The organism is Collinsella aerofaciens (genome assembly GCF_015555045.1).
Classification (GTDB): Bacteria; Actinomycetota; Coriobacteriia; order Coriobacteriales; family Coriobacteriaceae; genus Collinsella; species Collinsella aerofaciens_W.
Genome location: NZ_JADNJQ010000024.1, coordinates 1 through 24,531 on the forward strand (window position 1 = coordinate 1; position 24,531 = coordinate 24,531).

The 24,531-nt window shown below is 58.2% G+C and carries 23 protein-coding genes and 1 riboswitch; of the genes, 16 read left to right on the forward strand and 7 right to left on the reverse strand.

The genetic code is table 11. From position 1 onward, the window contains the following. Positions 1–2 precede the first annotated feature (2 nt). The gene (locus tag I2E45_RS08030; protein ID WP_229058893.1) at positions 3–809 is read right to left on the reverse strand and encodes a Mu transposase domain-containing protein; all 807 of its coding nucleotides are present in this window, start codon (positions 807–809) and stop codon (positions 3–5) included. Continuing rightward, positions 806–1,282: a hypothetical protein gene (locus I2E45_RS08035; protein ID WP_229058894.1), complete on the reverse strand. Its 477-nt coding sequence runs from the start codon at positions 1,280–1,282 to the stop codon at positions 806–808. Before I2E45_RS08035 ends, I2E45_RS08030 begins: the two co-directional genes overlap by 4 nt. A gap of 208 nt (positions 1,283–1,490) precedes the next feature. Between I2E45_RS08035 and I2E45_RS08040 the strand changes: the two genes are divergently transcribed. The 8 genes from I2E45_RS08040 to I2E45_RS08075 all read left to right on the forward strand — a co-directional run bounded on the left by I2E45_RS08040 (position 1,491) and on the right by I2E45_RS08075 (position 11,065). After that, complete coding sequence (locus I2E45_RS08040) at positions 1,491–3,149, forward strand: B12-binding domain-containing radical SAM protein (RefSeq protein WP_195445518.1); 1,659 nt, start codon at positions 1,491–1,493, stop codon at positions 3,147–3,149. Positions 3,150–3,461: 312 nt separating this feature from the next. Then, positions 3,462–5,462 carry an NAD(+) synthase gene (locus I2E45_RS08045; protein WP_195445520.1) on the forward strand — a complete coding sequence of 667 codons (2,001 nt, stop codon included), beginning with the start codon at positions 3,462–3,464 and terminating at the stop codon, positions 5,460–5,462. Between the two features lie 118 nt (positions 5,463–5,580). Beyond that, entirely contained in the window at positions 5,581–6,744 is a 1,164-nt protein-coding gene (locus I2E45_RS08050; protein WP_195445522.1) for a pyridoxal phosphate-dependent aminotransferase, read from the forward strand. Between the two features lie 201 nt (positions 6,745–6,945). Then, complete coding sequence (locus tag I2E45_RS08055) at positions 6,946–7,896, forward strand: L-lactate dehydrogenase (RefSeq protein WP_006234343.1); 951 nt, start codon at positions 6,946–6,948, stop codon at positions 7,894–7,896. Positions 7,897–8,010: 114 nt separating this feature from the next. Further along, a complete protein-coding gene (locus I2E45_RS08060) occupies positions 8,011–9,171 on the forward strand; it encodes a DUF2974 domain-containing protein (RefSeq protein ID WP_195445524.1) in 1,161 nt (386 codons plus the stop codon). A 111-nt stretch (positions 9,172–9,282) separates the two neighbouring features. Then, entirely contained in the window at positions 9,283–10,287 is a 1,005-nt protein-coding gene (locus I2E45_RS08065; RefSeq protein ID WP_195445526.1) for a nucleoid-associated protein, read from the forward strand. An 86-nt stretch (positions 10,288–10,373) separates the two neighbouring features. Beyond that, the gene (locus I2E45_RS08070; protein WP_195445528.1) at positions 10,374–10,724 is read left to right on the forward strand and encodes a hypothetical protein; all 351 of its coding nucleotides are present in this window, start codon (positions 10,374–10,376) and stop codon (positions 10,722–10,724) included. Further along, the gene (locus tag I2E45_RS08075; RefSeq protein ID WP_195445529.1) at positions 10,721–11,065 is read left to right on the forward strand and encodes a type II toxin-antitoxin system RelE family toxin; all 345 of its coding nucleotides are present in this window, start codon (positions 10,721–10,723) and stop codon (positions 11,063–11,065) included. The genes I2E45_RS08070 and I2E45_RS08075 overlap by 4 nt, the downstream gene beginning before the upstream one ends. A 222-nt stretch (positions 11,066–11,287) precedes the next feature. Here the strand turns inward: I2E45_RS08075 and dapD are convergent, their stop codons facing one another. The 3 genes from dapD to dapA are packed head-to-tail and all read right to left on the reverse strand — an operon-like array spanning position 11,288 to position 15,089. Further along, positions 11,288–12,007 (reverse strand): 2,3,4,5-tetrahydropyridine-2,6-dicarboxylate N-acetyltransferase, encoded by a 720-nt coding sequence (gene dapD / locus I2E45_RS08080; RefSeq protein ID WP_082437754.1) that lies wholly within the window; start codon positions 12,005–12,007, stop codon positions 11,288–11,290. Between the two features lie 39 nt (positions 12,008–12,046). Next, positions 12,047–12,787, reverse strand: a complete 741-nt coding sequence (gene dapB, locus I2E45_RS08085; RefSeq protein ID WP_195445532.1) for a 4-hydroxy-tetrahydrodipicolinate reductase — start codon at positions 12,785–12,787, stop codon at positions 12,047–12,049. Then, the gene (gene dapA, locus I2E45_RS08090; protein ID WP_195445534.1) at positions 12,780–15,089 is read right to left on the reverse strand and encodes a 4-hydroxy-tetrahydrodipicolinate synthase; all 2,310 of its coding nucleotides are present in this window, start codon (positions 15,087–15,089) and stop codon (positions 12,780–12,782) included. The genes dapB and dapA overlap by 8 nt, the downstream gene beginning before the upstream one ends. 65 nt (positions 15,090–15,154) lie before the next feature. Further along, positions 15,155–15,323: riboswitch (Lysine riboswitch) on the reverse strand. A gap of 144 nt (positions 15,324–15,467) precedes the next feature. Between dapA and I2E45_RS08095 the strand changes: the two genes are divergently transcribed. From I2E45_RS08095 to I2E45_RS08120, 6 genes are all read left to right on the forward strand, one after another. Continuing rightward, complete coding sequence (locus I2E45_RS08095) at positions 15,468–16,655, forward strand: N-acetyldiaminopimelate deacetylase (protein WP_229058895.1); 1,188 nt, start codon at positions 15,468–15,470, stop codon at positions 16,653–16,655. 164 nt (positions 16,656–16,819) lie between these two features. Continuing rightward, on the forward strand, positions 16,820–17,161 hold the full coding sequence (locus tag I2E45_RS08100; protein WP_195445538.1) for a HigA family addiction module antitoxin: 342 nt from the start codon (positions 16,820–16,822) through the stop codon (positions 17,159–17,161). A 29-nt stretch (positions 17,162–17,190) separates the two neighbouring features. Next, positions 17,191–17,514 carry a hypothetical protein gene (locus I2E45_RS08105; RefSeq protein WP_195445540.1) on the forward strand — a complete coding sequence of 108 codons (324 nt, stop codon included), beginning with the start codon at positions 17,191–17,193 and terminating at the stop codon, positions 17,512–17,514. A gap of 164 nt (positions 17,515–17,678) precedes the next feature. Further along, positions 17,679–18,122 (forward strand): FxLYD domain-containing protein, encoded by a 444-nt coding sequence (locus tag I2E45_RS08110; protein ID WP_195445542.1) that lies wholly within the window; start codon positions 17,679–17,681, stop codon positions 18,120–18,122. A 32-nt stretch (positions 18,123–18,154) separates the two neighbouring features. Beyond that, a complete protein-coding gene (locus I2E45_RS08115) occupies positions 18,155–18,577 on the forward strand; it encodes an XRE family transcriptional regulator (protein WP_195445544.1) in 423 nt (140 codons plus the stop codon). A gap of 98 nt (positions 18,578–18,675) precedes the next feature. After that, on the forward strand, positions 18,676–20,055 hold the full coding sequence (locus tag I2E45_RS08120) for a serine/threonine protein kinase (protein ID WP_195445545.1): 1,380 nt from the start codon (positions 18,676–18,678) through the stop codon (positions 20,053–20,055). A gap of 37 nt (positions 20,056–20,092) precedes the next feature. Here I2E45_RS08120 and I2E45_RS08125 read toward each other — a convergent pair whose 3' ends face one another. Next, a complete protein-coding gene (locus I2E45_RS08125; protein WP_195445547.1) occupies positions 20,093–21,226 on the reverse strand; it encodes a coiled-coil domain-containing protein in 1,134 nt (377 codons plus the stop codon). A gap of 234 nt (positions 21,227–21,460) precedes the next feature. Continuing rightward, positions 21,461–22,093 carry an MOSC domain-containing protein gene (locus tag I2E45_RS08130; protein ID WP_271742284.1) on the reverse strand — a complete coding sequence of 211 codons (633 nt, stop codon included), beginning with the start codon at positions 22,091–22,093 and terminating at the stop codon, positions 21,461–21,463. 234 nt (positions 22,094–22,327) lie between these two features. Here I2E45_RS08130 and I2E45_RS08135 point away from each other — a divergent pair, with 234 nt between their 5' ends. Both I2E45_RS08135 and I2E45_RS08140 read left to right on the forward strand, forming a co-directional pair. Continuing rightward, complete coding sequence (locus I2E45_RS08135) at positions 22,328–23,584, forward strand: carboxylate--amine ligase (RefSeq protein WP_035137907.1); 1,257 nt, start codon at positions 22,328–22,330, stop codon at positions 23,582–23,584. A gap of 84 nt (positions 23,585–23,668) precedes the next feature. After that, positions 23,669–24,415, forward strand: a complete 747-nt coding sequence (locus tag I2E45_RS08140) for an aspartate/glutamate racemase family protein (RefSeq protein ID WP_229058896.1) — start codon at positions 23,669–23,671, stop codon at positions 24,413–24,415. Positions 24,416–24,531: the final 116 nt, after the last annotated feature.

The window sequence follows — 24,531 nt, forward strand, 5'->3', positions numbered from 1 at the left end:
GGCTACATGTCTCCGGTCGAGTTCAGGGAGGCGGGGCTGTCCCTCCCGGAATCGTCCAAATAGGTGTTGCCAATCCAGTGGTCGGGGTCGTAGTTGATGGGCCTCGACGGCCCGGACGCGGCGTCGTGGACGGCGACCTCCTCGCCGGCCATCCTCACAACGACCTGGCCGCCGGGCATCGCCACGACGCTCACGCGCCGGCCGATGCAGCGCCTGGGCACGGACCACTCCCTGCCGGCGGCCCTGACGAGCATGGTCGGCGGGACGGTCTGGACGCTCACGTCGCCCACCATCGACTCGAGGAGACGGAGGTTCCCGATGGGCCGCAGGCTCTCCTTCTCCCGCATGAACAGCGCGTCGGGCGGCAGGCCGGTGGTGCGGTTCGGCTCAGAGTTTGCCTGGGCCTCGACCCGGGCCACCGCCTCGGCCAGGCCGCCCCACCCGGTGAACTCGCCGCCGTAGGCGAGCAGGCGGTTCAGGAAGCGGTTGGCCGACTCGTCCTTGCCCTTGGTCTGCGGCGAGCGCGGCGCGCAGAGCCTGAGCTCGAAGCCGGCCTCCCGCGCGAACCGCCACGCCCTCTCCTGCCTGGTCCTCCTGCGGCCGGAGACGGTCACCAGGCACGACATGTTGTCCGTGATGCACTCCTCCGGGACGCCGCCGAGGCGGGTGAAGGTGGCGAGCAGGCAGGACAGCAGGTCGTCGAGCGTGCGGCTCCTGACCGGTATGAAGCGGTGCTTCCGGGAGTAGCCGAGCGTCGCGGTGAACACGCTGAACTCGAAGACCTCGCCCTCCGAGTCGACGAGCCTCATGCCCTCCTTCCAGTCGAACTGCAGCAGTCCATCTGGTAGGCCTCTCCGGGCGCCGTCCTGAAGCGCTGGCCGCGGCAGCCCTGCGGGGCCGCCTGCCGCCTCTTCGCGGGCACGCGGTCCCGGTGCGCGGCGATATAGGTCTTCACCGTGGTGAGGCCGCCGGCGTAGCCCTGGCCGAGCAGCCGCTCGAATATCACCTGCGAGTTGGTGACGCCCTTCCGCAGGAGGTCGTCCACCAGGCCGGTGTGGCCGGCGAGCACGCCCGGCGCGGCCCTCCTCCCGCTGTTCCCGTGGGGCAGGGCCCTGAACCCGTGTGCCCTGACCGTCCTCGCGCGGGAGCGGGTGAGCCCCGTCCTCCTGCAGAACTCCGCGAGGTTGCATGCCTGCGGGTCGAACCCGTCGCCCTCCTCCGCGGCCATCTCCCGGAGCGCCGCGTCTATAATCTCCTGTAGGTCATCGTGTCTCTCGTTCACCTCAATGGTCCTCCTAACGCCGGCGTGTTGGCACCACCAGCGTAGTGGCGGCGGGGAGGCACGGTGGCCATTATTCGGTGACCGGGATTGGTCAAAATAGTTTGACTATTAGCGGCTAAAATCGCCCGGCGCTAACAAAGAAGAATGTCCATCTGTTAAACACGTCTCATTGGGCGGCAATTACATTACTCGTTTAGCAGATGACTGCATGAAAGAATGGCATCCCTTTTTTGAATACATTGATTCGATAATGATGTATGACGGCGAAGAGCCGCTTGCACGTCTTCTTGAGGCTCTTGACTCTGGTGATGACAATCTCGACTGTGTTCCAAACCTTTGCCATGCTAAAGGTGGAAAGATATATAAAAACCATCGGATTGAGCAAACATTTATCAACGATACAGTTCCCGATTTCGATGGCTTCGCCCTTTCTAAATACTTCATGCCTGAGTTAATATTGCCGGTTTATTCTTCTAGGCAGTGTTTTAATCATTGCGCCTTCTGCACCATTCCCGGTGCTACCGGTGGTTGTTACCGAAAGATGCCTATATCGAGAGTATTTGAAATAATGTGTCGGTTAAATGAAAAATACGGCACGAGAGTTTTCTCTTTTGTGGATGAAACATTCGAAGGCAAAAGAATGGAGCAACTCGCGGATGAAATAAACGCATCGGGAAAAACGTTTTTCTGGCATGGAGAAACGAGGTTCTCTCCAACCCTAAGTACAGACGTTTTCAACAAGATATACCAAAGTGGATGTAGGCAGATTCAGTTTGGCCTCGAGTCATACAACCAAAGAGTTCTTGATCTAATGAAGAAGAACACGAGAGTTGATTGGATTGATCGCAATATCCATGATTGTCTCAATGCGGGTATTCCTGTTCATCTATTCTTTATGATTGGCTTTCCGACCGAAACTAAAGAAGAGGCTCTGAACACCTTAGCTTATACAGAGAATGTTTTGAATTATTCAAAACAGGTATGTGGTGTTCCATATTCCACGAGAGGATTTACGAATTTTGGTCTCGTTATGGGGTCGGATGTTTGGAATCATCCCGATAAGTATGGTGTCTCTGTAATGCCGAAGTCCCAATATGAGGATTTGCGCCTCGAAGTGGATTATGTTTCAGGCACTGGTTTAACTTTAAATGAAGCAAAATCCTTATCTGATGAGCATCATATTGATTTTTATATGCAAGAAGTCATAAACGGTAGCGACACAATTGACTTGCCCCAGCGGCTTCATATTTCAGAGGTGACCTGGATCCTAGATTCTATTCACGCTGTCAGGTATAAGGGACATTTGACCAAAGTAAAGCGACGGCTGACTAGTCTAAATCCAGCTGATCGAATCTGGCTGGATTCCAAGACCTCTGTCGTGCTCGTTGAGCCATTTGCCTACTTCTATAATTCTGAATACCATCATGTCTATGCTGTTTCCCAGTTGGTATACCTTAAGTTGGCCCGTTTATTGGAGGCCGATTGTAGCATTTCTCTTATCCTTGATCAGGGCGATCTCGAGCTGACAAGGGCGATAGAAGAACTGTTGCATTATGGATTGCTGAATACAAATATCGATGCCGATTATGTAATGCACGATAATGGTTTTCAATTGGTTAAAAGTTCGTTTGTGAAAGAAGTCGGACGCTCAAAAGAGGGGTTAAGAGTACTGCTGAGTTGTGCCACCCATAGAATGTGTGCGGTTAATGATTTTTCGTTCGCTTTGCTTTCGTTGTTTGAAAAGCCGATTACTAAGAACGAGGTGCGCGACATTTTGAAAAAAGAGGGACTATCGGCAAGCGAGGAGCAATTAAACAAGTTGGTTGATAATTGCATGAAAGCAGATATACTACAATTGATTAGATAGAGGAGGTTTCTGCATGGACGTTATTAACAAAGATCTCTTGGAGCAACTGAAAGAGTTTCAGGAAGAGGGCGTCGTGGTAGAAGTGTTCGACTTTGAGGACTACATGGATAAATTCTGCCATTAGTTTCGGAATTTACTCGCCTCGCTTAAAGGAGAAGTCGATTATCGATTTCTCCTTTTTTAATTAAAGATATTTTTGAAATACATGCTCTTAGCACAGGTTGGCCTCTCAGTAAACTGGGAGGTTGCTTTGGCTAGTTAGAGATATGTGAACGTCCGTTAGACTGAATCTCAGGGTAGAAGGGGCCTCCAGTGTCCAGATCAACAAGGCAATGCTGCGTTTCGGCTAATAAGAACGATGGCTTTTTGCGTGTGGCGGCGGCTTCGCCGCGGATTCGCGTGGCCGATGTCGAGGGCAATGCCGAGGTTGCACTGGCGGCTGTTCGCGCGGCTGCCGAGCGCGGCGTTCGCGCGCTGGTGCTGCCCGAGCTCAACTTGTGCGGCTATACCGCGGCCGATCTGTTCCATAACCGCACATTACTGCATGCCTGCGAGGCTGCTTTGGTGCATATCCTCGATGAGACTCGTGAGCTGCCGATTGTCTTTACCATCGGTCTTCCCGTTGCAGTTGCCGAGAATATCTACAACTGCGCCGCCGTGTGCTGCGCGGGCGAGCTTTTGGGCCTCACGGCCAAGAAGTATCTGCCCAACTATGGCGAGTTCTACGAGCGCCGCTGGTTTGCTCCGGCGCCTGCGGATCCCGTGTGGGTTGAATTTGCCGGTCAGGGTCCGGTTCCGCTGGGTTCGGGGCTTATCTACCGTTGCTGTGATGAGGGTGCCGAGGATATGGTGCTGGGCGTTGAGGTCTGCGAGGACCTGTGGGTGCCGGCGCCGCCTTCGACCGAGATGGCGCTTGCCGGTGCGACGGTGATTCTCAACCCGTCGGCTTCGGACGAAATCATCGGTAAGGCAGACTATCGCCGCAGCCTTATCTCCAATCAGAGCGCACGCCTGTACTGTGCCTATGCCTATGCAGACGCGAGCGAGGGCGAGTCCACGACCGACATGGTCTTTGCGGGCGAGAACCTCGTCTACGAAAACGGCTCTAAGCTCGCCGCCACCAAACTGCTTTCCTGCGATATGACCGTCGCCAATGTTGACCTCGACCGTCTGGTTGCCGAGCGCCGCCGCTCGACGACGTGGACGCGCGCGGACGATGCGCCGGAGGCCACAACCGTTGAATTTTCGTTTGAGGGCGTGCTGGCAGGCGAGCCTGTCCTGCGCGATGCACTCGACATTGACCGTGTCTTCCCCCGTGCTCCCTTTGTGCCGGCTGACCATGGCGACCTGGCCGAGCGTTGCGAGACGATCCTCGATCTGCAGACTGCGGGCCTCAAGACCCGCCTTGCCCACACAGGTACCAAGGCTGCGGTCATCGGCCTTTCGGGCGGCTTGGACTCCACGCTGGCTCTGCTTGTGACCGTGCGCGCCTTCGATGCACTGGGGCTGCCGCACACCGGTATCACGGCCGTGTCCATGCCCGGCTTTGGCACCACGCACCGCACCAAGTCCAATGCCGAGTCGCTTGCCCGCGACCTGGGTGTGAGCTTCCGCGAGGTTTCGATCCACGCGGCTGTGGAACAGCACTTCAAGGACATTGAGCACGATCCGACCGTGCAGGACGTGACCTACGAGAACAGCCAGGCCCGCGAGCGCACGCAGATTCTGATGGATCTGGCCAACCAGGCTGGCGGTTTTGTCATTGGCACGGGCGACCTGTCGGAGCTGGCGCTCGGCTGGGCTACCTATAACGGCGACCACATGAGCATGTACGCCGTCAACGCGAGCGTACCCAAGACGCTCGTGCGTCACTTGGTGTGCTATGCCGCCGATGTCTTTGGCGGGCGTATTGCCGAGGTCTTGCTCGATATCCTCGATACGCCGGTGTCCCCCGAGCTTCTGCCGCCCACGGGCGACGGCGAGATTGCACAGAAGACCGAGGATTTGGTGGGGCCGTACGAGCTGCACGATTACTTCCTCTATTACCTGCTGCGTTTTGGCTTTGAGCCGGGCAAGATCTACCGCATGGCGCTCAAGAGCTTCGAGGGCGTCTACGACGCCAAGACCGTCCACACGTGGTTGCGTACGTTCTATCGTCGCTTCTTTGCCCAACAGTTTAAGCGCAGCTGCCTGCCCGATGGTCCCAAGGTGGGCTCGGTGACGCTCAGTCCGCGCGGCGATTGGCGTATGCCGAGTGACGCCAGCTCGCGTTTGTGGCTTGCGCAGATCGACGCGCTCAATCCAGTTGACTAAGGTTGGCTAAATTGAACCAATACGGGGGTTGCAAGCGTTACACTTTTGCAATCTGATGGCCCGTATCGCGCGGCGCTCTTGTCGGAGCGCCGCGTTTTTTATATCGAAAGGTGGCACCATGCAGGCATCGCAGCGTCTCGACCGCTTTGGCGCGGAGGTCTTCGCCTCGCTCAACAACAAGCTTCTCGCGCTGAAGGCTCAGGGCAAGACCATTTACAACATGAGCGTGGGCACGCCCGACTTTAAGCCGTACGACCATGTGGTCGAGGCGCTCACGCAAGCAGCCCAAGATCCCGAGATGTGGAAGTATGCCCTGCGTGACCTGCCCGAACTCAAGCAGGCCGTGTGCGATTACTATGAGCGTCGCTTTGGCGTTTCGAGCATTACGCCGTCCATGGTGCAGTCGTGCAACGGCACGCAGGAGGGCGTGGGCCATTTGGGCCTGGCCCTGCTCGATCCGGGCGACACTATTTTGGTTCCCGATCCGTGCTACCCGGTCTTTGAGGCGGGTGCCAAGATCGCCGATGCCAAGCTCGAATACTATCCGCTGGTTGCCGAGCATAATTACCTGCCCTATGTGGCGGGTATCGATCCCGAGGTGGCCGATCGTGCCAAGTATATGATCGTGTCGCTGCCCGCCAACCCGGTGGGCTCGGTGGGCACGCCCGAGGTCTACGAGGAGATCATCGCTTTCGCCCGCGAGCACGACCTGCTGATCGTCCATGACAACGCGTACTCCGACATCGTGTTCGACGGCGAGCCGGGTGGTAGCTTCTTGCAGTATCCCGGTGCGCTCGAGGTGGGTGTGGAGTTCTTCTCGCTTTCCAAGTCGTTTAACGTCACCGGTGCCCGCATTGGCTTTTTGGTCGGTCGCGAGGACGTGGTCTCGGCCTTTGCCAAGCTGCGTGGTCAGATCGACTTTGGTATGTTTTTCCCGATCCAGAAGGCCGCCATCGCGTGCCTGAACGGTCCGCGCGATGAGGTCGAGGCGCAGCGTCTGAAGTACCAGGAGCGCCGCGACGCCCTGTGCGACGGTCTTGAGGGCCTGGGCTGGGAGCGTCCCAACGCGCATGGCTCTATGTTTGTGTGGGCCAAGCTTCCCGGTGGTCGCACCGATTCTATGGCGTTTTGCGAGGAGCTCATGGAGAAGGCCGGCGTTGTGGTGACGCCGGGCGCGAGCTTTGGTCCTTCGGGCGAGGGGCACGTGCGCATGGCGCTGGTTCTGCCACCCGATCAGATTGCTTTGGCTGTCGAGGCCATTCGCGAGGCGGGCCTGTATTAGAAAGCTATTTCGCCTCGTCAATAGCTCGAAACCGATTTCGTGCAGTTATTTTACGAATCCTGCAAACAATTTCGGTAAACGGTCGATTTTTGGCTGCGAATAGGAGCATAATCAAAGTCCCGATTGGATGTATTGGGATTACGGCAAGCCGCTCGGGTCGTTCCCGGGCGGCTTGTTTGTGGAGTGAGATGGGAGTTTCTAATGGTTAACGAGAAGAAGGTCGCTATTGTCGGCTGCGGTTTCGTCGGTTCGTCTTCGGCGTTCGCGCTGATGCAGAGTGGTCTGTTCTCCGAGATGGTCCTCATCGACGTGGACAAGAACCGCGCCGAGGGTGAGGCCCTGGATATCGCGCACGGCATGACGTTTGCCGAGCCGATGAAGATCTATGCCGGCGATTATTCCGATGTCGCCGACGCCGCCATGATCGTCGTCACCGCTGGCGCTGCCCAGAAGCCCGGTGAGACCCGCCTGGACCTGGTCAACAAGAACGTCAATATCTTTAAGTCCATTATCCCCGAGATTAAGAAGTCTGGCTTTGACGGCATTCTGCTCATCGTCTCCAACCCGGTCGATGTTCTGACCTATGCCGCCATCAAGATGTCCGGCCTGCCCGAGGGCCATGTCATCGGCTCCGGCACCGTGCTCGACACTGGCCGTCTGCAGCAGATGCTTGGTGCCCACGTTGAGGTTGACCCGCGCGATGTCCAGGCCTATGTCATGGGTGAGCACGGCGATTCCGAGTTTGTCGCTTGGTCCAGCGCTCAGGTTGCCGGCGTACCGCTGAACACCTTCTGCGAGCTTCACGGCCACCTGGAGCACGAGGCCGCCGAGAAGCGCATCGCTGAGGACGTCAAGAACTCCGCCTACACCATCATCGAGAAGAAGCACGCTACCTACTACGGCGTCGCCATGGCCGTCAAGCGCATCTGCACTGCCGTCATGCGCGATGAGCAGACCGTTCTGCCCGTCTCCTCACTCATGGTGGGCGAGTATGGCCTGTCCGATCTTGCCATCTCCATGCCGACCGTCGTTGGCCGCGACGGCGTTGTCTGCCGCGTCCCCGTGCCGCTGAACGATGACGAGCAGCATGAGCTCACCGCCTCCGCCAAGGCCCTCAAGGACATCATCGACAGCGTCGACTTTTCCTGCTAAATCAAGCTCTTTTGGGCAACAGGCTACAATGAAAGGCGTCCGGGCTCCACGGCCCGGGCGCCTTTTTGGTGCAAGGGGGTCAGGTTACTTTGCATCATTGATGATGGGAGAGGCATGCCGGATTCGCCTAACTTTTTGACCTATGCCCAGACGGCGTTCGATTCGTTTGACGAGCGGGCCTTCTGTTCGGTGGACAGCCTGGTGTTTGCATGGCTGTCGTATTTGCGCTTGCCGGGGGATATGCCGGAGCTTGTCGGCTGGCAGGGACTGGACGTGCGTGAGCTACTGCGTGCCGAGTGCTACCGGGACATGATTGGCGACCTGTGGGATCCGGAAGGAAGCCGCGCCTTGCTGGAGGCCGTGACGGCAAGCCCACGTTACCGCGGCGTGCGTGTGTGCGGCTATCGTGCCGTGAATGACGTCGAGACGACGGAACAGTTTGCCGCCATAACGTTCCGTTTTCCGGCAGGATTTAGCTACCTTTCCTTCCGCGGGACCGACAGTACGATCGTGGGCTGGAAAGAGGACTTCAACATGGCGTTCCGGTGCCCCGTGCCCTCCCAGGAGTCTGCGGCGCGCTATGTGGACGAGGTGGCAGCCGCAATAGACGGACCACTCTTGTGCGGAGGACATTCCAAGGGCGGCAACTTGGCGGTGTATGGTGCGGTGATGTGCTCTGATGCTGCTCGCGACCGGATCGAACGGGCCTTCTCCCATGATGGCCCCGGCTTTGTCGAGGAGTTCCTGAGTGGCGACGCCTTTGCGGGTCTGTCGGGTCGCATCGATAAAACCCTGCCGCAGTCTTCGATTTTCGGCATGATGTTCGAGACGCAGGAAGATTACTCCATTGTCGAGAGCACCGAGTTCAGCCTGCTGCAGCACAATCCCTTCAGCTGGGTCATTGACGGCTGCAACTTTGTGTATTGTGAGCGCCTGTCTGCCGGCGCTCGATATGTCGATAGCTCCATTCGTGAGATGTTGCTCGCAGTGGAGCCTACCGAACGCGAGCGCTTTGTGGACGCGCTGTTCTCTGTGTTTGAGGCCACGGGGGCCGAACGGTTTGCGGATATCGCTGGGAATTTGCGCGAGAGCCTGCCGGTGATGCTTCAGGCTGCCCAGGGCTTCGACAGGGATACGCGCCGTTTTATCTCGCAGACCATCGTGGCGATTCTTAAGTGCGCGCTGCTTCCCAAGCGCCCCGAGCTCAACGTTCCCGCCGCTGGCAAGAGCTTAGCCGAGCAGCTCGAAGCATGGCAGTCGGAGCTCCTGCGTTAGCCATTGGTGCAAAGTAACCTGGCCCCCTTGCACCAATCTTCGATGCGCCTGGGGCGGGCTCGACCGCTATACTGATTCGTGCTGAAATCGATCTAGAACGGAATGCCGTATATGAAAATCAACCATGCGATTCTACATATCCTGGACTTTGACTCGGCCGTCAACGTTATGAGCCAGCGCGAGCTCGATATCGAGAGCCGTACCGTGCGCAACTTCGTGACCACGCACCTGCGTCGCGCCCGCACTTCGGCCGATAACAAACGCGCCACGTTTGCCGAGAACTCCGCATTCGGCGACGAGCTCAAGGGCTATTTCTTTGGCGAGCGCGAGTTTGTGGACCTGTCGCAGCAGATTGCGGAGTTCATCTCCTCCGAGCTCACCAAGGCAGAGAAGGCCGAGTCCACCGACGTGCTGGTGGCAGACTTTGACGACGACGAGGATGCCCGCTGGTTTGCCGTGATGCTGCTTGGTTCCAAGCAGGCCTTTATGCATGAGGTGGGCCGCGAGGAGGGCGAGGTGCGCAACGACATCGCACGCCACTACGCTATCCTGCCGAATCCCTCCCAAAAGGTGCCGAGCTACGCCATCGTGCGCGCGAGCACCATGGAGATCGGCTACGTGGACAAGAAACGCAAGATTGCCGGCGAGGAGCGCATGCTTATTCCTGACGGCCTGCTGCAGTGCGATACGGGCGTGTCGGGCAAGGAGATTATCGACACCGTGACGCGTGTGGTCGAGGAGGTTGCCGAGGAGCACGGTGCCAATACGGCCGTGGCACTCGCTAAGGTCAAAGCCGCTGTTGCCGAGAAGGTCGAAGACGACGAGGAGCTGCCGCCTTGGGATATCGTTGACGAGGTCTTTGAGGATGAGCCAGTCATCAAGGAGAGTGTTCGTGCGGCACTGACCGAGGAAAAGGTGCCCGAGCGTGTGCCCGTGGAGCGCAAACAGGTCGAGCGTGCGGCCGTGCGCAACCACAAGATTCGTACCGATACGGGCATCGAGATCAGCTTCCCGGCCGAGATGGGCTCGAACTCCGAGTACATCGAGTTCGTCAACGAGCCCAACGGCCTCATCTCCATCGAGCTCAAGAACATCGGAAGCATCGAGAACCGATAGCGCAATAGTTTCTTTCTAAGAAAAATCTGGATTATATTTTGAAGTATAATTTGAAATATAATCCAGATTATTTTTTGGAGGTCCAGATGTCCCCACTTGTTCTGGAAAAACCGGTGTTTACAAAAGACCAGGTTGTCTCTGCCACCGAAGCGAGCAAATCCCTATCTACCATTCGCAAGCGTGCTAAGCGCGCGCCGCAGTTTATCGCCGATCATAACGACATCGATACTGTGATTATCGACTACGCTGCCTATGAGGAGATGTTCGGCGCACTGCAGTACCTTCGCGAACTTGAGCTTGATCGCATTGCGACGGATCGAATCAAAAACGGACCGCACGAGTTTATTCCGTTTGAAGATGCTTTGACCCCAGAGGAACTCGAGGAGTTTGAGTCGATGGATCCCGATGCGATTTCGGATGAGGATCTTTTCGAATGAGCGGGCACTTTGTCGTCGGCTTTTTGAATCGAGACGTCGAGAAGGAATATCAAAAACTAGACGGTTCTCAGCGAAGGCTCGTCCGCATTGCAGTGACGAAATTAAAGACGCGCGCCGATGAAATCGGAACGCCGCTTCACGGTGAGCTTGCCGGCTGCAAAAAGATTAAATGGCGAAAGGCAGGACTCCGAATGGTGTTCCGAATCCGAGAGGATGGAACGGTGGAGATAGCAGAGATCGTGGCAATAGGACGGCGCGATCATTTCGAGGTCTACAAGACGGCTGCCGATCGTTTGTCGAAGCATCCCGCCATGGTTGAATATGACGGAACCCTGAGATAAAGAAGGCCGAAGTCCCGGGCGGGGCTTCGGCCTTAGTTTCCTGGGGCTGAATTACGTTACAGGTTGAGCATATGTCAGCGAAAACGCCCCAGAGCGAGCAAGGTGACGTGAAAGAGGAGGGCATTGACCTTCTGGTCATGCCCGACGATTGAACGTCAGATTGCCGCTCTGGGTCGTTTACAGCGTCGACTTGTTACGCGGTTTGTCAAAACCGCGTAACTATTAAAGCTGGCGCAGGCCTTCCTCGAGACCGGTCTTGCTGTCGGTCTTCTCGTCGCGCATCTTGATAACGCGGGCAGGAACGCCGGCTACGACGGCGCCGGCAGGAACGTCCTCGACGCATACGGCACCGGCGGCCACGACGGCGCCCTTGCCCACGCGCACGCCCTCCAGGACCACGGCGTTGGCGCCAATCATGACATCGTCCTCGATGATGACGGGCGTGGCGCTTGCGGGCTCAACGACGCCTGCCAGCACGGTGCCGGCGCCGATGTGGCAGTTCTTGCCCACGGTGGCGCGGCCGCCCAGCACGGCGCCCATATCGATCATGGAACCTTCGCCGATGACGGAGCCGATGTTGATGATGGCACCCATCATGATGACGGCACGGTCGCCGATCTCGACGCGGTCGCGGATGATCGCGCCCGGCTCGATGCGAGCGTTGATGCCCTTAAGGTCGAGCATGGGCACGGCGGAGTTGCGGCAGTCATTCTCGACGTCGTAGTAATCGATGGAATCGGCGTTGGCGTCCAGGATGGCCTTAAGCTCATCCCAGTCGCCAAAGACGGTCTTGCCACGACGACCGCCGTAGACATGCGCGTCGCCCCAGGCAACCTTCATGCCGGGCTTCTCGCGCACATACAGCTTGACGGGCGTCTTTTTAGGCGCGGTGGCGATGTAGTTGATAATCTCCTGTGCATCCATCTCGGCTGCATTGCTCATTTGCTGTTTCTCCTTTGGGTGGATCCGGTTGATACCTGGTTAGGCAAACATGACCTGGTCGAACGTATAGAAGCCAGGCTCGCGGGTGACGAGCTTCTGCGCGGCTGCCAGCGCGCCGTTGACAAAGATCTGACGGCTCGTGGCGCGGTGCGTGAGCGTGACCTCCTCGTCCTGACCAAAGAAACTCACTTCGTGCACGCCGGCGACGGTGCCGCCGCGCAGCGAGTGCATGCCGATCTCCTTGGGGTCACGCGCTCCGCACATACCCTCGCGGCCATAGACGGGGTGGTAGCCTGCCTCGGGCTCAGCTTCGACGACGGCGTCGAGCAACAACTTGGCAGTGCCGCTGGGGGCGTCGACCTTTTGGTTGTGGTGCGTCTCGACAATCTCGCAGTCAAAGCCGGGCAGCTCGCGTGTGGCCTGTGCTACCAGATGACGCAGGGCTGCGATACCGATGGAGTAATTGCCGGAGTGCATGACACGGGCGTTCTGACCCAGCTCGCGCAGGCGATCCATCTGCTCGGGCGTATAGCCTGTGGTGCCCGAGACCAGCGCCGCGCCCGTGCGCTCGACATAGGCGACGACGGCATCGAAGGTCACGACGTTCGAGAAGTCGATGATGACGTCGGCGGCCGGTGCGCTCTCGAGCTCGGACAGATCAAAACCGATCTGGGCGACGATGTCGAAAACGGGCTCTCCGGCGGCGTCGATAACGCCCTCGGCGGTAGTGCGGATGAGCGAGCCCATACGGCCCGTTCCCATAATGACGGTCTTAATCAAGCAGACCAGCTCCCTTCAGAGCATCGGTAAGTGCAGCGCGCGTGTCGTCTGCCATGGGGCACAGCGGCATGCGGTAGTTTGCCTCGATCATACCCATCTGAGCGAGCGCTTCCTTAACGGGGATGGGGTTGACCTCGCTAAAGAGGGCGTTGATGAGCGGCTGACCGGCAATCTGGATATCGCGGGCACGTGCCACGTCGCCGTCCAGATAGGCGCGGCACATGTCGTGTACGAGCTGCGGCTGAACATTGGCCCACACGCTGATGGTGCCCGAGGCGCCCAGGCTCATGAGCGGCACGGTAAGTGCGTCCTCGCCCGAGTACATGCGGAAGTCGTCGGACAGCAGGTGGGCGATCTTGGCCGCGTAGGCGACGTTGCCCGACGCTTCCTTAATGCCCATGATGTTGGGATGTGCGGCCAGGCGCTCTACGTTGTGCTCGCTGATACCGCAGCCGCAACGACCAGGGATGTTGTACAGGATGCAGGGGATGTCCACGGCATCGGCGACGGTCTTAAAGTGCTGATAGATACCCTCTTCGTTGGACTTGTTGTAGTAGGGGGTAATGAGCAGCAGGCCATCGGCTCCCAAGCCTTGGTAGGTGAGCGACTTGGTGAGCATAGTTTGCGTGGAGTTGGAGCCCGAGCCGGCGATGACGGGGACGCGTCCTGCAACATGCTTGACCACGGCGGCGACAACGGAGTTGTCCTCGTCGTCGGTCATCGTGGCGCTCTCGCCGGTGGTGCCCAGGGTGAGGATGGCGTCGGTGCCATTTTGTAAGTGGAAATCGATAAGGCGCTCGAGTGCGTCAAAGTCGACGCTGCCGTCCTTTTTAAACGGCGTGACAAGGGCGACGATTGAGCCCTCGAGGTTGCGGATATCCATGTTCTTCTCCTTCGCTTCCGCGATCTGGATGCGTTTGTTCCATTGGGCGGCGACGGCCAGGCGCTCGTCCTGAGCGCGACGACGAGCGCTTTCGGCACGCGATTTGGCCAGCAGCTCACGGCCGCACGGCAGCACGTCGAGCGTGGCAAAATAATCGCCCGGGCGCTCGGCGCGGCGGATAAGGTCGGCCGAGCCGTCGGGGCGCAGCAGCACCTCGGCGGAGCGCAGGCGGCCGTTGTAGTTGTAGCCCATGGAGTAGCCATGCGCGCCGGTATCGTGAATCACAAGCAGGTCGCCCATGTCGATATGCGGCAGTTCGCGATCGATGGCGAACTTGTCGTTGTTCTCGCATAGGTTGCCCGTGATGTCGTAGGTGTCCGTGACGGGCGCTGTGGTCTTGTCGTCGCCACCCGGCTGACCCATTACCGTAATGTGGTGGTAGGCGCCGTACATGGCAGGACGGATTAGATCGACGGCGCTTGCGTCGACACCGATATAGTCCTTGTAGATCTGCTTTTCGTGGATAGCCTTGGTGACCAGGCAGCCGTAGGGCCCCATCATAAAGCGGCCCATCTCGGTGCAGATGGCCACATCGCCCATACCGGCGGGAACCAGGATTTCGTCGTAGGCCGCGTGCACCCCCTCGCCGATGGCGTGAATGTCGTTGGCCTGCTGCTCGGGCAGATAGGGGATGCCGACGCCGCCGGACAGATTGATGAAGGCGACATGTGCACCGGTCTCGCGCTCCAGGCGCACGGCAAGCTCAAAGAGGATGCGCGCGAGCTTGGGGTAGTAGTCGTTGGTGACGGTGTTGCTGGCAAGGAATGCGTGGATGCCAAAGTCCTCGGCGCCCTTGGCCTTGAGCATGCGGAACGCCTCGAAGAGCTGCTCGGTGGTCATGCCATATTTGGAGTCGCCCGGGTTGTCCATGATGCCATTGGAGAGCTGGAACAGGCCGCCTGGATTAAAGCGGCAGCTGACCGTCTTGGGGATGGGCCCCGCAACGCGCTCAAAGAACCCGATGTGGCTGATGTCGTCAAAGTTGACGATGGCGCCCAGCTTGTCGGCGAGCTCAAAGTCGGCAGCCGGTGTGTCGTTGGACGAGAACATGATGTCGTGTCCCGTGATACCCAGTGAGCGGGCGATCATGAGCTCGGTATAGCTCGAGCAATCGCAGCCGCAGCCGTATTCGTTGAGAATGGAGATGAGCGCCGGGTTGGGGTTGGCCTTGACGGCAAAGTATTCCTTAAAGCCCGAGTTCCATGCAAAGGCGTCGCGCACTTCTTGCATGTTGCGGCGGATGCCCGCCTCGTCGTATAGATGAAACGGCGTGGGGAACTGCTCGACGATATGCTCGAGTGTCTCCTTGTCCACAAACGGCTGCTTGGCCGCATATGCCTCGTTGGGGGTCAATGCCATGTCCCGTAAACCTCGCTATCCAGACGGCGCCATCTGCGCATCGAATCCGCATAGCGTGGACCCAATGTCCGGATAGCGCTCCCGCATTGCTGCAGACAGTCCTGTGGGTGTTTCCCACAGGCCCACCAGGTTGTTCGTGCCCGAAAAGCCCAGTTCGGCGGGTTTCGCCTCCCCACGGGGTCAAAGCCTGCCGGCTCGCCCGCGGTTCTTCGTGCCCGCGCCTCTATCAAGTGGTAACGACCCTACCACGTTGCACTTTACCAAACAAGAGTATTCGTATATAACGTTTAAAAAATGCAGGGATATGCTGGAAACATGTGCGCCACAATCCTGTATCACAATAAGTTGCAACAGATGTGCCTCACGAAGGGATCCTCTATGATCGAGCTCCAAGAACTCCGTCGCTATCGCCGCGATCTCCATCGCATTCCGGAGCTCGATTTCGATCTTCCGCAAACCATTGCCTATATCGAGGGCGTGCTGGCACCGCTCACCTGCGAAGTGACCCATCCGTGCCCCAGCTGCGTCTGTGCTTTCTTCGACGCTGGCGTTGATGCCGCGCATGCCACGGCGATTCGCGCCGATATGGATGCGCTGCCCATCGCGGAGGCGACGGGAGCGGCCTTTGCCTCAACCCATCCCGGCAAGATGCACGCTTGCGGACATGACGGACACATGGCCATGGCGCTTGCCGCCGCGACCTTTGTCGACCGTACGATTCGCGAGCAGCCGGGTTCACTTAAGCGCAACGTGCTTTTTGTGTTCCAGCCTGCCGAGGAAACGACCGGTGGCGCCAAGACGGTGTGCGAGAGCGGCGTGTTCGAGCGCTACGGGGTGGATCGCATCTTCGGCTTCCATGTGTGGCCCGATTTGCCTGCCGGTACGTTGGCGAGCTGCTCCGGTCCGTTGCTGGCGCGTTCGAGTGAGACACGCATTCATATTCACGGGACGAGCATCCATATCGCTAAGACCTATGGCGTTCCGGTCGAGGAGTCGCACGATGCGGCGCTGGCGGCTGCCAAGTTCTTGGTTGCCGAGCGCGAACTGATGGATGAGCTGGGTGCCGATGAGCCCTGCATTGGCAAGTTCGGCCTGCTGCAGGCCGGCACCGTCTGCAATGCGGTGGCGGGGGAGGCCCATGTTGCCGGTAGCTTGCGTGTGTTTACGGACGCCATGTTCGACCGTGCGCGCGAGGGCGTACGCCGCGTGCTGGACGATGCCTGTGCCGCAACAGGCTGTACGTACGATCTCGACTTTGCCGAGGGCTATCCGCCAGTCGATAACGACCCCGAGCTGTTTGCCTGCATTGCGCCTGCCTTGTCCGAGCTGCAACTTGTGGACGAGCCGCTGCTGATCGCCGAGGATTTCGCGTTCTATCAACGCCATCTGCCGGGCGTATTCTTCTTGCTGGGCACGGGCGTTCCTGCCAGTCAGGATAATCCGAGCGACGCCGAGGGTTGCCCCGCCTATGCCACAAGCGCTCTGCATACCGATAGCATGCTCTTCGACGAGGAAGTCCTACTCAAAGGCCTCGATGTCTACAAACGATTGCTTTTGCTTGGCTAAGGCGTGAAGGACAGTTTGTTCTAGAAAACACGAACAAACGTACGATATAATAGAGATGTAAGTCTATAGAAACGTTTGACGTTACTAACGTAAGGCGATACTATGATTGTATCGTAATGAGCGCTATCGGGTCTGTTTTGAGTGGAGACAGGAGATGGCTTGGAATGTCGAAATCGTCGATTATCACAAGTGATGAGACTTCGGCCGATTTGCTGTCGCTGGTGACTCCTGGTGAGCTTCTCAAAGAGGAGTTTCTTGTTCCCATGGGCATTTCTCAATATCGCCTTGCGAAAGAGACTGGGATTCCGGCTCAGCGTATCGGGCAGATTGTCTTGGGAAAACGTCGCGTGACGGCCGACACCGACCTCCGTCTTTGCCGTTATTTTGGCCTGACGGATGGTTATTGGCTGCGCGCTCAGGTGGCGTTTGACCTTGAGGCCGAGAAAAGGCGGATCGAACCGGAGCTGAATAAGATCGTTCCTGTCCAGCAGGCCGCTGCGTTGTAGTGCTCAAAGATATTGAGGTTGGAGTGACGATGGAACGACGCCGACAGTCTGCCGTGTATAGTCCTGGTGGGTGCGGGTGCGGCTTGCTGCTGCTCCCGGTTATTGCTGTGAGCATTGGCGTGATGTTTGCGCTTGCTGGACTGGCCGCAGCGGCACTTGTGCTGTTGATTGTGGCCATTGGCGTGACGATTTGGCTTTGCCGCAATCGCGAGCAACGCCGTGCCGACGGTAAAACCACTGTCGGCTGGGTCGTCTTCCTGATTATTGCGTACCCGCTGAGTGCCAGCTACCTGGTGTTCTTTGTCCTGTTGATGATTAGCGCCTTTACTGGGGAATCCGTAACGGTGGGTTGACGCGCTGCCAGCAGACGGTCGCGCAAAGTGCGTTTGCTCGGCGTTTGGATAACTGCATTGGCCGTTTACCGCAACCTTAGCTCTCAGCTAATGAATTCAAGTTAAATCCTTCCTACGATGTGCTGTGTGCCGGCACGGTAGCCGGATCGTAGGAAGGATGAATAATGGCAAAAGAGGGAAAGAAGCCGATCGGCAAGATTGTCCTAGGCATCATCGTGGTGCTGGTTATTGTCGGTGCCGTGGACTCTATGGGCGGCAACTCAACCGATTCGTCTGCGAGCGATTCGGCAAAACCTGCCGAGACGACACAGCAGGCTGAGGAGCAAAAAGAACCGCAAGAACCGTATACCATTGCTGACGAGGCTGAAGACACTTCCAATCAGTTTACCTATAAGATCACGGGCACGCTGACCAATAACACGGACAAGGAAAAGAGCTACATTCAGATTGAGTATGTTCTGTATGATGCCGATGGCAACCAGGTTGGAACGGCTCTTGCAAACACCAATCATCTGAAGGCGGGCGGCTCCTGGAAGTTCGAGGCGCTGGGTACAGTGTCTCCCGACCAGGTTGCTAGCTGGGAGCGTTCGGACGTAAGTGGTTTCTAGCATGTTGCATGCACTGGGGGAGGTGAAGTCGTATGCCCGATAAAAAGCTGACCGAGGAGTTGCTCAATGAACTTCTCGATGCGCCGAACATCGATAGCTATATCAGGGAGCACGACTTTGCCGCCCCGTCGCTTTCGAACTACCTGAAGCAGCTACTGCAGGAAAAGGGCTTGGAGCGCTCGCGTGTGGTTCGTATGGCCGATCTCAATGAGACCTTTGGCTATCAGATCTTTACCGGTGCGCGTCATCCGAGTCGCAATAAGGTGCTGCAGATTGCCTTTGCGATAGCGCTGACGCTCAAAGAGACTAACCGTGCGCTGACGGCTGCCGGGGTAAGCATCCTTAACTGCAAGGACCGCCGCGATGCGATTATCATCTTTTGCATCGATCGCGGGTGCAGCCTCCAAAAGGTCAACGAGGAACTGTATCGCTTTGACGAGGAGACGGTGAGTTAGCGGCTGATATCTGAGCCGGTGGAGCTGTCGAACAACGATGCAAACGAACGGGGCGCGGATGCCATGGGGTGTCTGCGCTCTGCGCTATGATGGAGGCTATGGATACTCAGACCCCAACATATTCCGATGACGAGTTGACCGCAGCGCTTGCCGAGCACCTGGCGTCGCTCGATCGTGACGACAGCTATCGCGTGGAGCGTGTACTTAAGCGCTCGTCCGTTGAAACAACCGAGCTTGTGTACTTTGAAGGAACCGGCGGTGGTTCGCTCGGCCCCTTTGTCCGTAAACGCATCGATGCTTCGGCTCAAATCGGCGGGGCATACGAGCGTCTGTTTGCCGCTCAGCGGGCAGGCAGGCGTTTTGAGCACCTGCCCAGAATCGTCGATTGTCGTCGTGTGGGCGACGAGCTCAACGTGGTTATGGAATACATCGAAGGGGAGACGCTCGGGGCGCTGGTGTACCGTCTGGGAGCCACCCCCGATTATGCGCGTGAATTGTATCCTGCCCTATGCGATGCCGTGGGTGAGCTCCATGCCGGTTTTGCAATGGCGGGGGAGACGTCGGCGCCGGTGATCCATCGCGACCTCAAGCCGTCGAATATCATCGTGACAGGTGCCAACTATACGCCTGATGACGGCCTGACGTTTTCATCGCTGGTGATTATCGACTTGGGGATCGCGCGCGTATGGCGCGATGGCGCCGATGCCGATACCGTCAAGTTTGGGACACGGCCCTATGCGCCGCCCGAGCAGTATGGGTTTGGGCAGACGAGCGTGCGCAGCGACGTCTACGCACTTGGCGCCCTGTTGTTCTTCTGCTTGACGGGAGTCGACCCTAAGCCAGGGCTCGACATGCGCGAGCAATGCGAGGCGCGCGGCATTCCCACTTCACTTGCCGATGCCGTCTGCATGTCGATGGCGCTCGACCCGGCCAAGCGTTTTGCGAGCGCGGAAGCGTTGGGACGGGCGACGCGCGCGGCATACGATCTGAGTCGCCCCGTGCGGCCTTCTGCGCCTGCGCCTGTCCGTACTCCGGCCTCGGAGACGGTGTTGACGCCCCAAGGGCTCCAGAACCCCGCAGGGCCTCCTGGCCCTGCCGCCTCCGCTGCATGCGGTCTGCTCTCTCGCGTTCCGGAGTCTCTGGGGCGCATTTGGAATACGCTCGTCTGCTTCTCGCTGCTTGTGTTCTTTGCCGGAAGTCACTTTGCCGTCTTTCATCCCACCGGAGCAAACCAAAGCTACCCGACGTGGCTTCTCATAATCGAGTATTTTTTCTTTGTCGATGGCCTTATGGTGCTTATGCATTTTGCGCTGCTCGATAAGCGCCGTCTTCGTCGGCGATTCGCGCTGCTCGACAGCTATCGCGGCAAGAAACTCGCGAAACTCTGGCTCAAGGCATTGGGTGTGCTGCTCCTATGCATGATCGTCATAGTCGCGGTTGCCAATGCGACCGGCGTCGTCGATACCTCCGCTACCTAAAAGAAAGGGGCCCCGTTGGGGCCCCTTGCAGTTGCACTTAGATGCGGTTCATTTGAGCGGCGACTTTGTTGTACCAGTCCTGCCACGTGGGCGGGCAGTACTTTTTGGCCGCAGCCGGGGTAAGGGTGGAGCCGTAGTTGGCGCCCAGATAGGCAACGTGGGCGGAGATGCCCTCGCTCCAGCTGCCAAAGCTGCGCCAACCGCCGCCACGTGCACTCCAGCCCCAGGCGTTGTAAGAATTGGCGCAATAAGCACCCTTGGTGCTCTCGATGCAGGCGATGGCGGGGGACCAACGGGGGTCGACACCGGTATTCCAAGCGGCGACGGCAAAGTTGTAGCCCTGGCCTGCCATGGGGGAGCCGGCGAGATAATTGTCGATGCGGCTCGTCCACTCATTAATGAACGAATCGTAATCGGAACTACCGGCATTGGCGTTGTTCACCGTGGTGTCGATGGTGGTGTTGGTGTTGGTGGCCTGGCTGCTGGAATTGCTGCCGCTTACGCCCTCGCCCGAGAGCTTCTCGGCGGCAGCGGCCTTATCGGCCTCAAGCTTGGCAAGCTCGGCGGCATTTTCCTGCTCGGCTTTTGCCTGTGCCTCGCTGCGGAGCTGCTGGGCCTGCGCCAGCGCATCCTCGGCGTTTTTCTGCTCCGCCTCAAGCTGAGACTTGGCCTGTTGGAGCTCAGCCTTGTTCTGCTCGAGTTCGGTTTGCATGTTATTGAGCTGCTCGATCTCGTCGACGCTCGAGCTCGTGATCTGGTTGGTGTATTTGCAGGTTGTGATGAACTCACCCAGGCTCTGCGCGTTGACCAGGAAGCTCACGATGGGATTGGTGCCCTTCTGATACTTGTACAGATCGCGCATGGCGGAGCTTGCCTTGGCCTGCTGCTCGGGAAGCTTGGCCTCGATTTCCTCGATGCTTGCCTCATTGGAGTCAATCTGCTTTTGCAGGTCATCGAGTTTGGTGCGGGCGTCGTTGTAGGCGCTCGTGGCGGCTTCGATCTTCTGCTGGGCTGCGGAAAGCTGGTCCTGCGTTGCCTGCGAGGCGGCATACGCCGCAACGGGGGAGAGCATCGGCGTGGCCGTCAGCGCAACGGCGAGCGCGGCGCTCGTGATGATACGAGCCGGCTTCGACGCAATGAGCGCTGCGGTGCGATGATTCGAATGCTGCATCCAGTCCCTCTGCAATCAATCGTAGGTTATGGTTCGAGGTGTATTCTACTACTGCTTTCGACCTCAACTTGAACCTTAAAGGTCCCAAAGGGTCGAGTTGAACTTGAGGCTTTGGCTTTGACCTGCAGTTATGATGAATTGTTGAGAAACCATAGAGTTCAACTTTAACGTTACGGGCGCCTGTTTGAGAAGAGTTTAGGGCTGTAAAAGCTATCTCAACGTGGGGTTTTACAGCTACAGCGCGCCCTCCTGACGAGCCTGCTCAATCTCTTCGAGGGCTTCGGCAGGGGTGAACGAACAGGTGCCGTCGCCGAGTTTGATTACCTGGATATCATCGCCGGCGTAGACCTCTCCACCCTTTAGTACCACGCCAAAAACGCCCTCGTGGGGAAAGATGCAGTCGCCGGCAAGATAGTAGATGGCACAGCGTGTGTGGCAGACCTTGCCGATCTGACTGATTTCGACCAGGACATCGTTGCCAATCTTGAGCTGCGTTCCCAGGGGGAGCGAGAGTAGATTGATGCCTTGCGTGGTGAAGTTCTCTCCAAAGTCACCCTCGTGTACGTCGAGCCCGCGTGCCTGCGCCGTCTGGATGGACTCCGCGGCTAAAAAAGAGACCTGGCGGTGCCAATGTCCGGCGTGCGCATCGGTAGCGAGGCCAAATTGCTCGATGACGGTGTCGCGTCCATCGGCGACGGGCGACTTGCGAGTGCCTTTGTGCTCCGACGTGTTGATTGAGACGATACGGGCAGGCCCGTTGTAGGCGTCGTTTGCCGTGCACAGGGGAGCGGTCGCTTTCGCACGTTCCACCAGCTCGCGCTTCGCAGCATTGAGGATGGGATTATCGGTCGGATGGTCTTGGGGCACGTGTGCGCCTTTCGCTCGAGGATGTCAATACGCTGAATCCTACAACAACGGTAGGTTCATTGCCCATTGTCATACAACGGTGAGCGCCGTCTTCGTGCTGGCCTTCGTGCTGGACGATTACGTCGATTGCCATAGATACGGTGGAGCTTTGGGCGCCGGCGGCTTGGCACGCTAGAATAAATCAGTTGCGCAAAGACCGCCCATTGTGTGGGCAGTTCATGATAGGAAGTTTCCATGGCATTGCAATTTACAGAGCGCGAGTTCATTCCCGTGCTGCTCGGTGGCGACATCAACGCCTATTCGGTGGCGCGCGCCTTCTACGAGGAGTACCAGGTCAAGAGTCTGGTCTTTGGCAAGTATCAGACGGGTCCCGCGTACCGCAGCCAGATTATCGACTACACGCCCAACGTGGATATCGACACCATGCCCGTGATGCTCAAAACCGTCAACGGCATTGCCCAAGCGCATGCCGACAAGACTATTGTCCTTGTGGGCTGCGGCGACAACTATGTCGCTCTCGTGGCTCAAGCTAAGGATGCTCATGAGCTGGCGGATAACATCGTCGCTCCCTACGCGCCCTACAGCATGCTCGAGCAGTGCCAGAAGAAGGAGATCTTCTACGAGCTGTGCGAGAAGCATGGCGTGCCCTATCCGCACACGTTTACCTTTACCAAGGCGATGCTCAATGCCCAGGGTGAGGCGCCTGCCGAAGTGCTCGACCAGATCGATTTTCCTTACCCGATGATTCTGAAGCCTTCTGACGGCATCATGTGGTGGCAGCATGAGTTCGAGGGCCAGAAGAAGGCCTATGAGATTGCCGACCGCGCCGAGCTGGAACAGGTCATTCGCGACTCGTATGCCAGCGGCTACACCGACGACCTGATCTTGCAGGATCGCGTGCCCGGCAACGACGAGTACATGCGCGTGCTCACCAGCTATTCCGACCGCAACGGTAAGGTCCGCATGATGTGCCTGGGCCATGTGCTGCTCGAGGAGCATCAGCCCCACGGTGTCGGCAACCATGCCTGTATCATTACCGAGCCCAACGACGAGCTCATGGGCGGCGTGCGCAAGTTGCTCGAGGACCTTCACTTTGTGGGCTATTCCAACTTTGACGTAAAGTACGACGAGCGCGACGGCTCGTTTAAGTTCTTCGATTTCAACACGCGCCAGGGCCGCAGCAACTACTACGTTACCAACAGCGGCTTTAACGTTGCCAAGTATGTGGTGGACGAGTATGTGTTCAACCGTCCGTTTGAGCCGGAGTTTGTGACGGCTCAGGACGAGGCCCTGTGGATGGTCGTCCCCATGGGCGTCGTCGACAAGTACGTCAAGGATCCCGAGCTGCGCGCTAAGGTGCATCGCCTGGACAAGGAAGGCAAGGGCGCCGACCCTTCGTTTATGAAGGGCGACTTTGTCTTTAACCGCTGGCTGCGCATGTGGCACACCAAGCTGCGCCACTTTAAGCTGTTCAAGACGTATTACAAGTAGATGAGCGCGGCGCCCGTCCGGTTTGCATCGGGCGGGCGCGGGTATGATACGCGCAATTGCGCAAGCGTCACCAAGGAGGCGGCGATGGAAAAGCTGGGAGTTATTGGCGGCATGGGCGCCGAGGCCACGTCGTATTACTACGACCAGGTGGTGCGTCATACGGCTGCTGCCTGCGATCAGGAACATATCGACATGGTGGTACTCTCCAAGTCGACCATGCCCGACCGCACGCTGGCCATTAAGACCGGCGAGCATGCCAAACTGCTGGCGACCATGAAAGAGTGCGCCCAGGCACTCGAGTCGCTGGGCTGTGCACACATTGCCATTCCCTGCAACACGTCACACTACTTCTATGACCAGATCCAGTCGTTTACGAAGGTGCCGATTATCCACATGCCGCGTGAGTCGGTGCGCTATGCTCTGGCCGGTGCGGTGATGGGGGAGTGCGAGTTCGACCCCAACCTGAGTATGCCGGCCGAGCCGGTGCATAAGATCGGCATCATGGGCACCGATGGCACCGTGGGCGCGGGCGTCTACGGCCGCGAATGTAAGGCTGCGGGTGTTGAGGTCGTCTATCCCAGCGAGAAACGTCAGAACGATGTGATGTCGCTTATCTACGATGATGTGAAGGCCGGACGTGAGCCCGATATGGATAAGTTCGACCGCGTGATGTGGGAGTTCGCCCGTAGCGGCTGCGACCGCGTCATTCTGGCCTGCACCGAGCTCTCGGTGCTGCAGAAGTACCGAGAGATGCCCGAGATCACCCTCGACGCCATGGACGTCCTGGTGCGCGAATCCATCATCCGTTGCGGTGCTCCCTACCGCCTCTAGCTTCCGATCTGCCAAAAAGGGACAGGTTAATATTGGTAGGTTTTGTCTGGTGAAACAGTAAAGGCCTCGGCTCGTTTGGTGCGAGCCGAGGCCTTTTGCGTTGGGCGGTTGCTGTC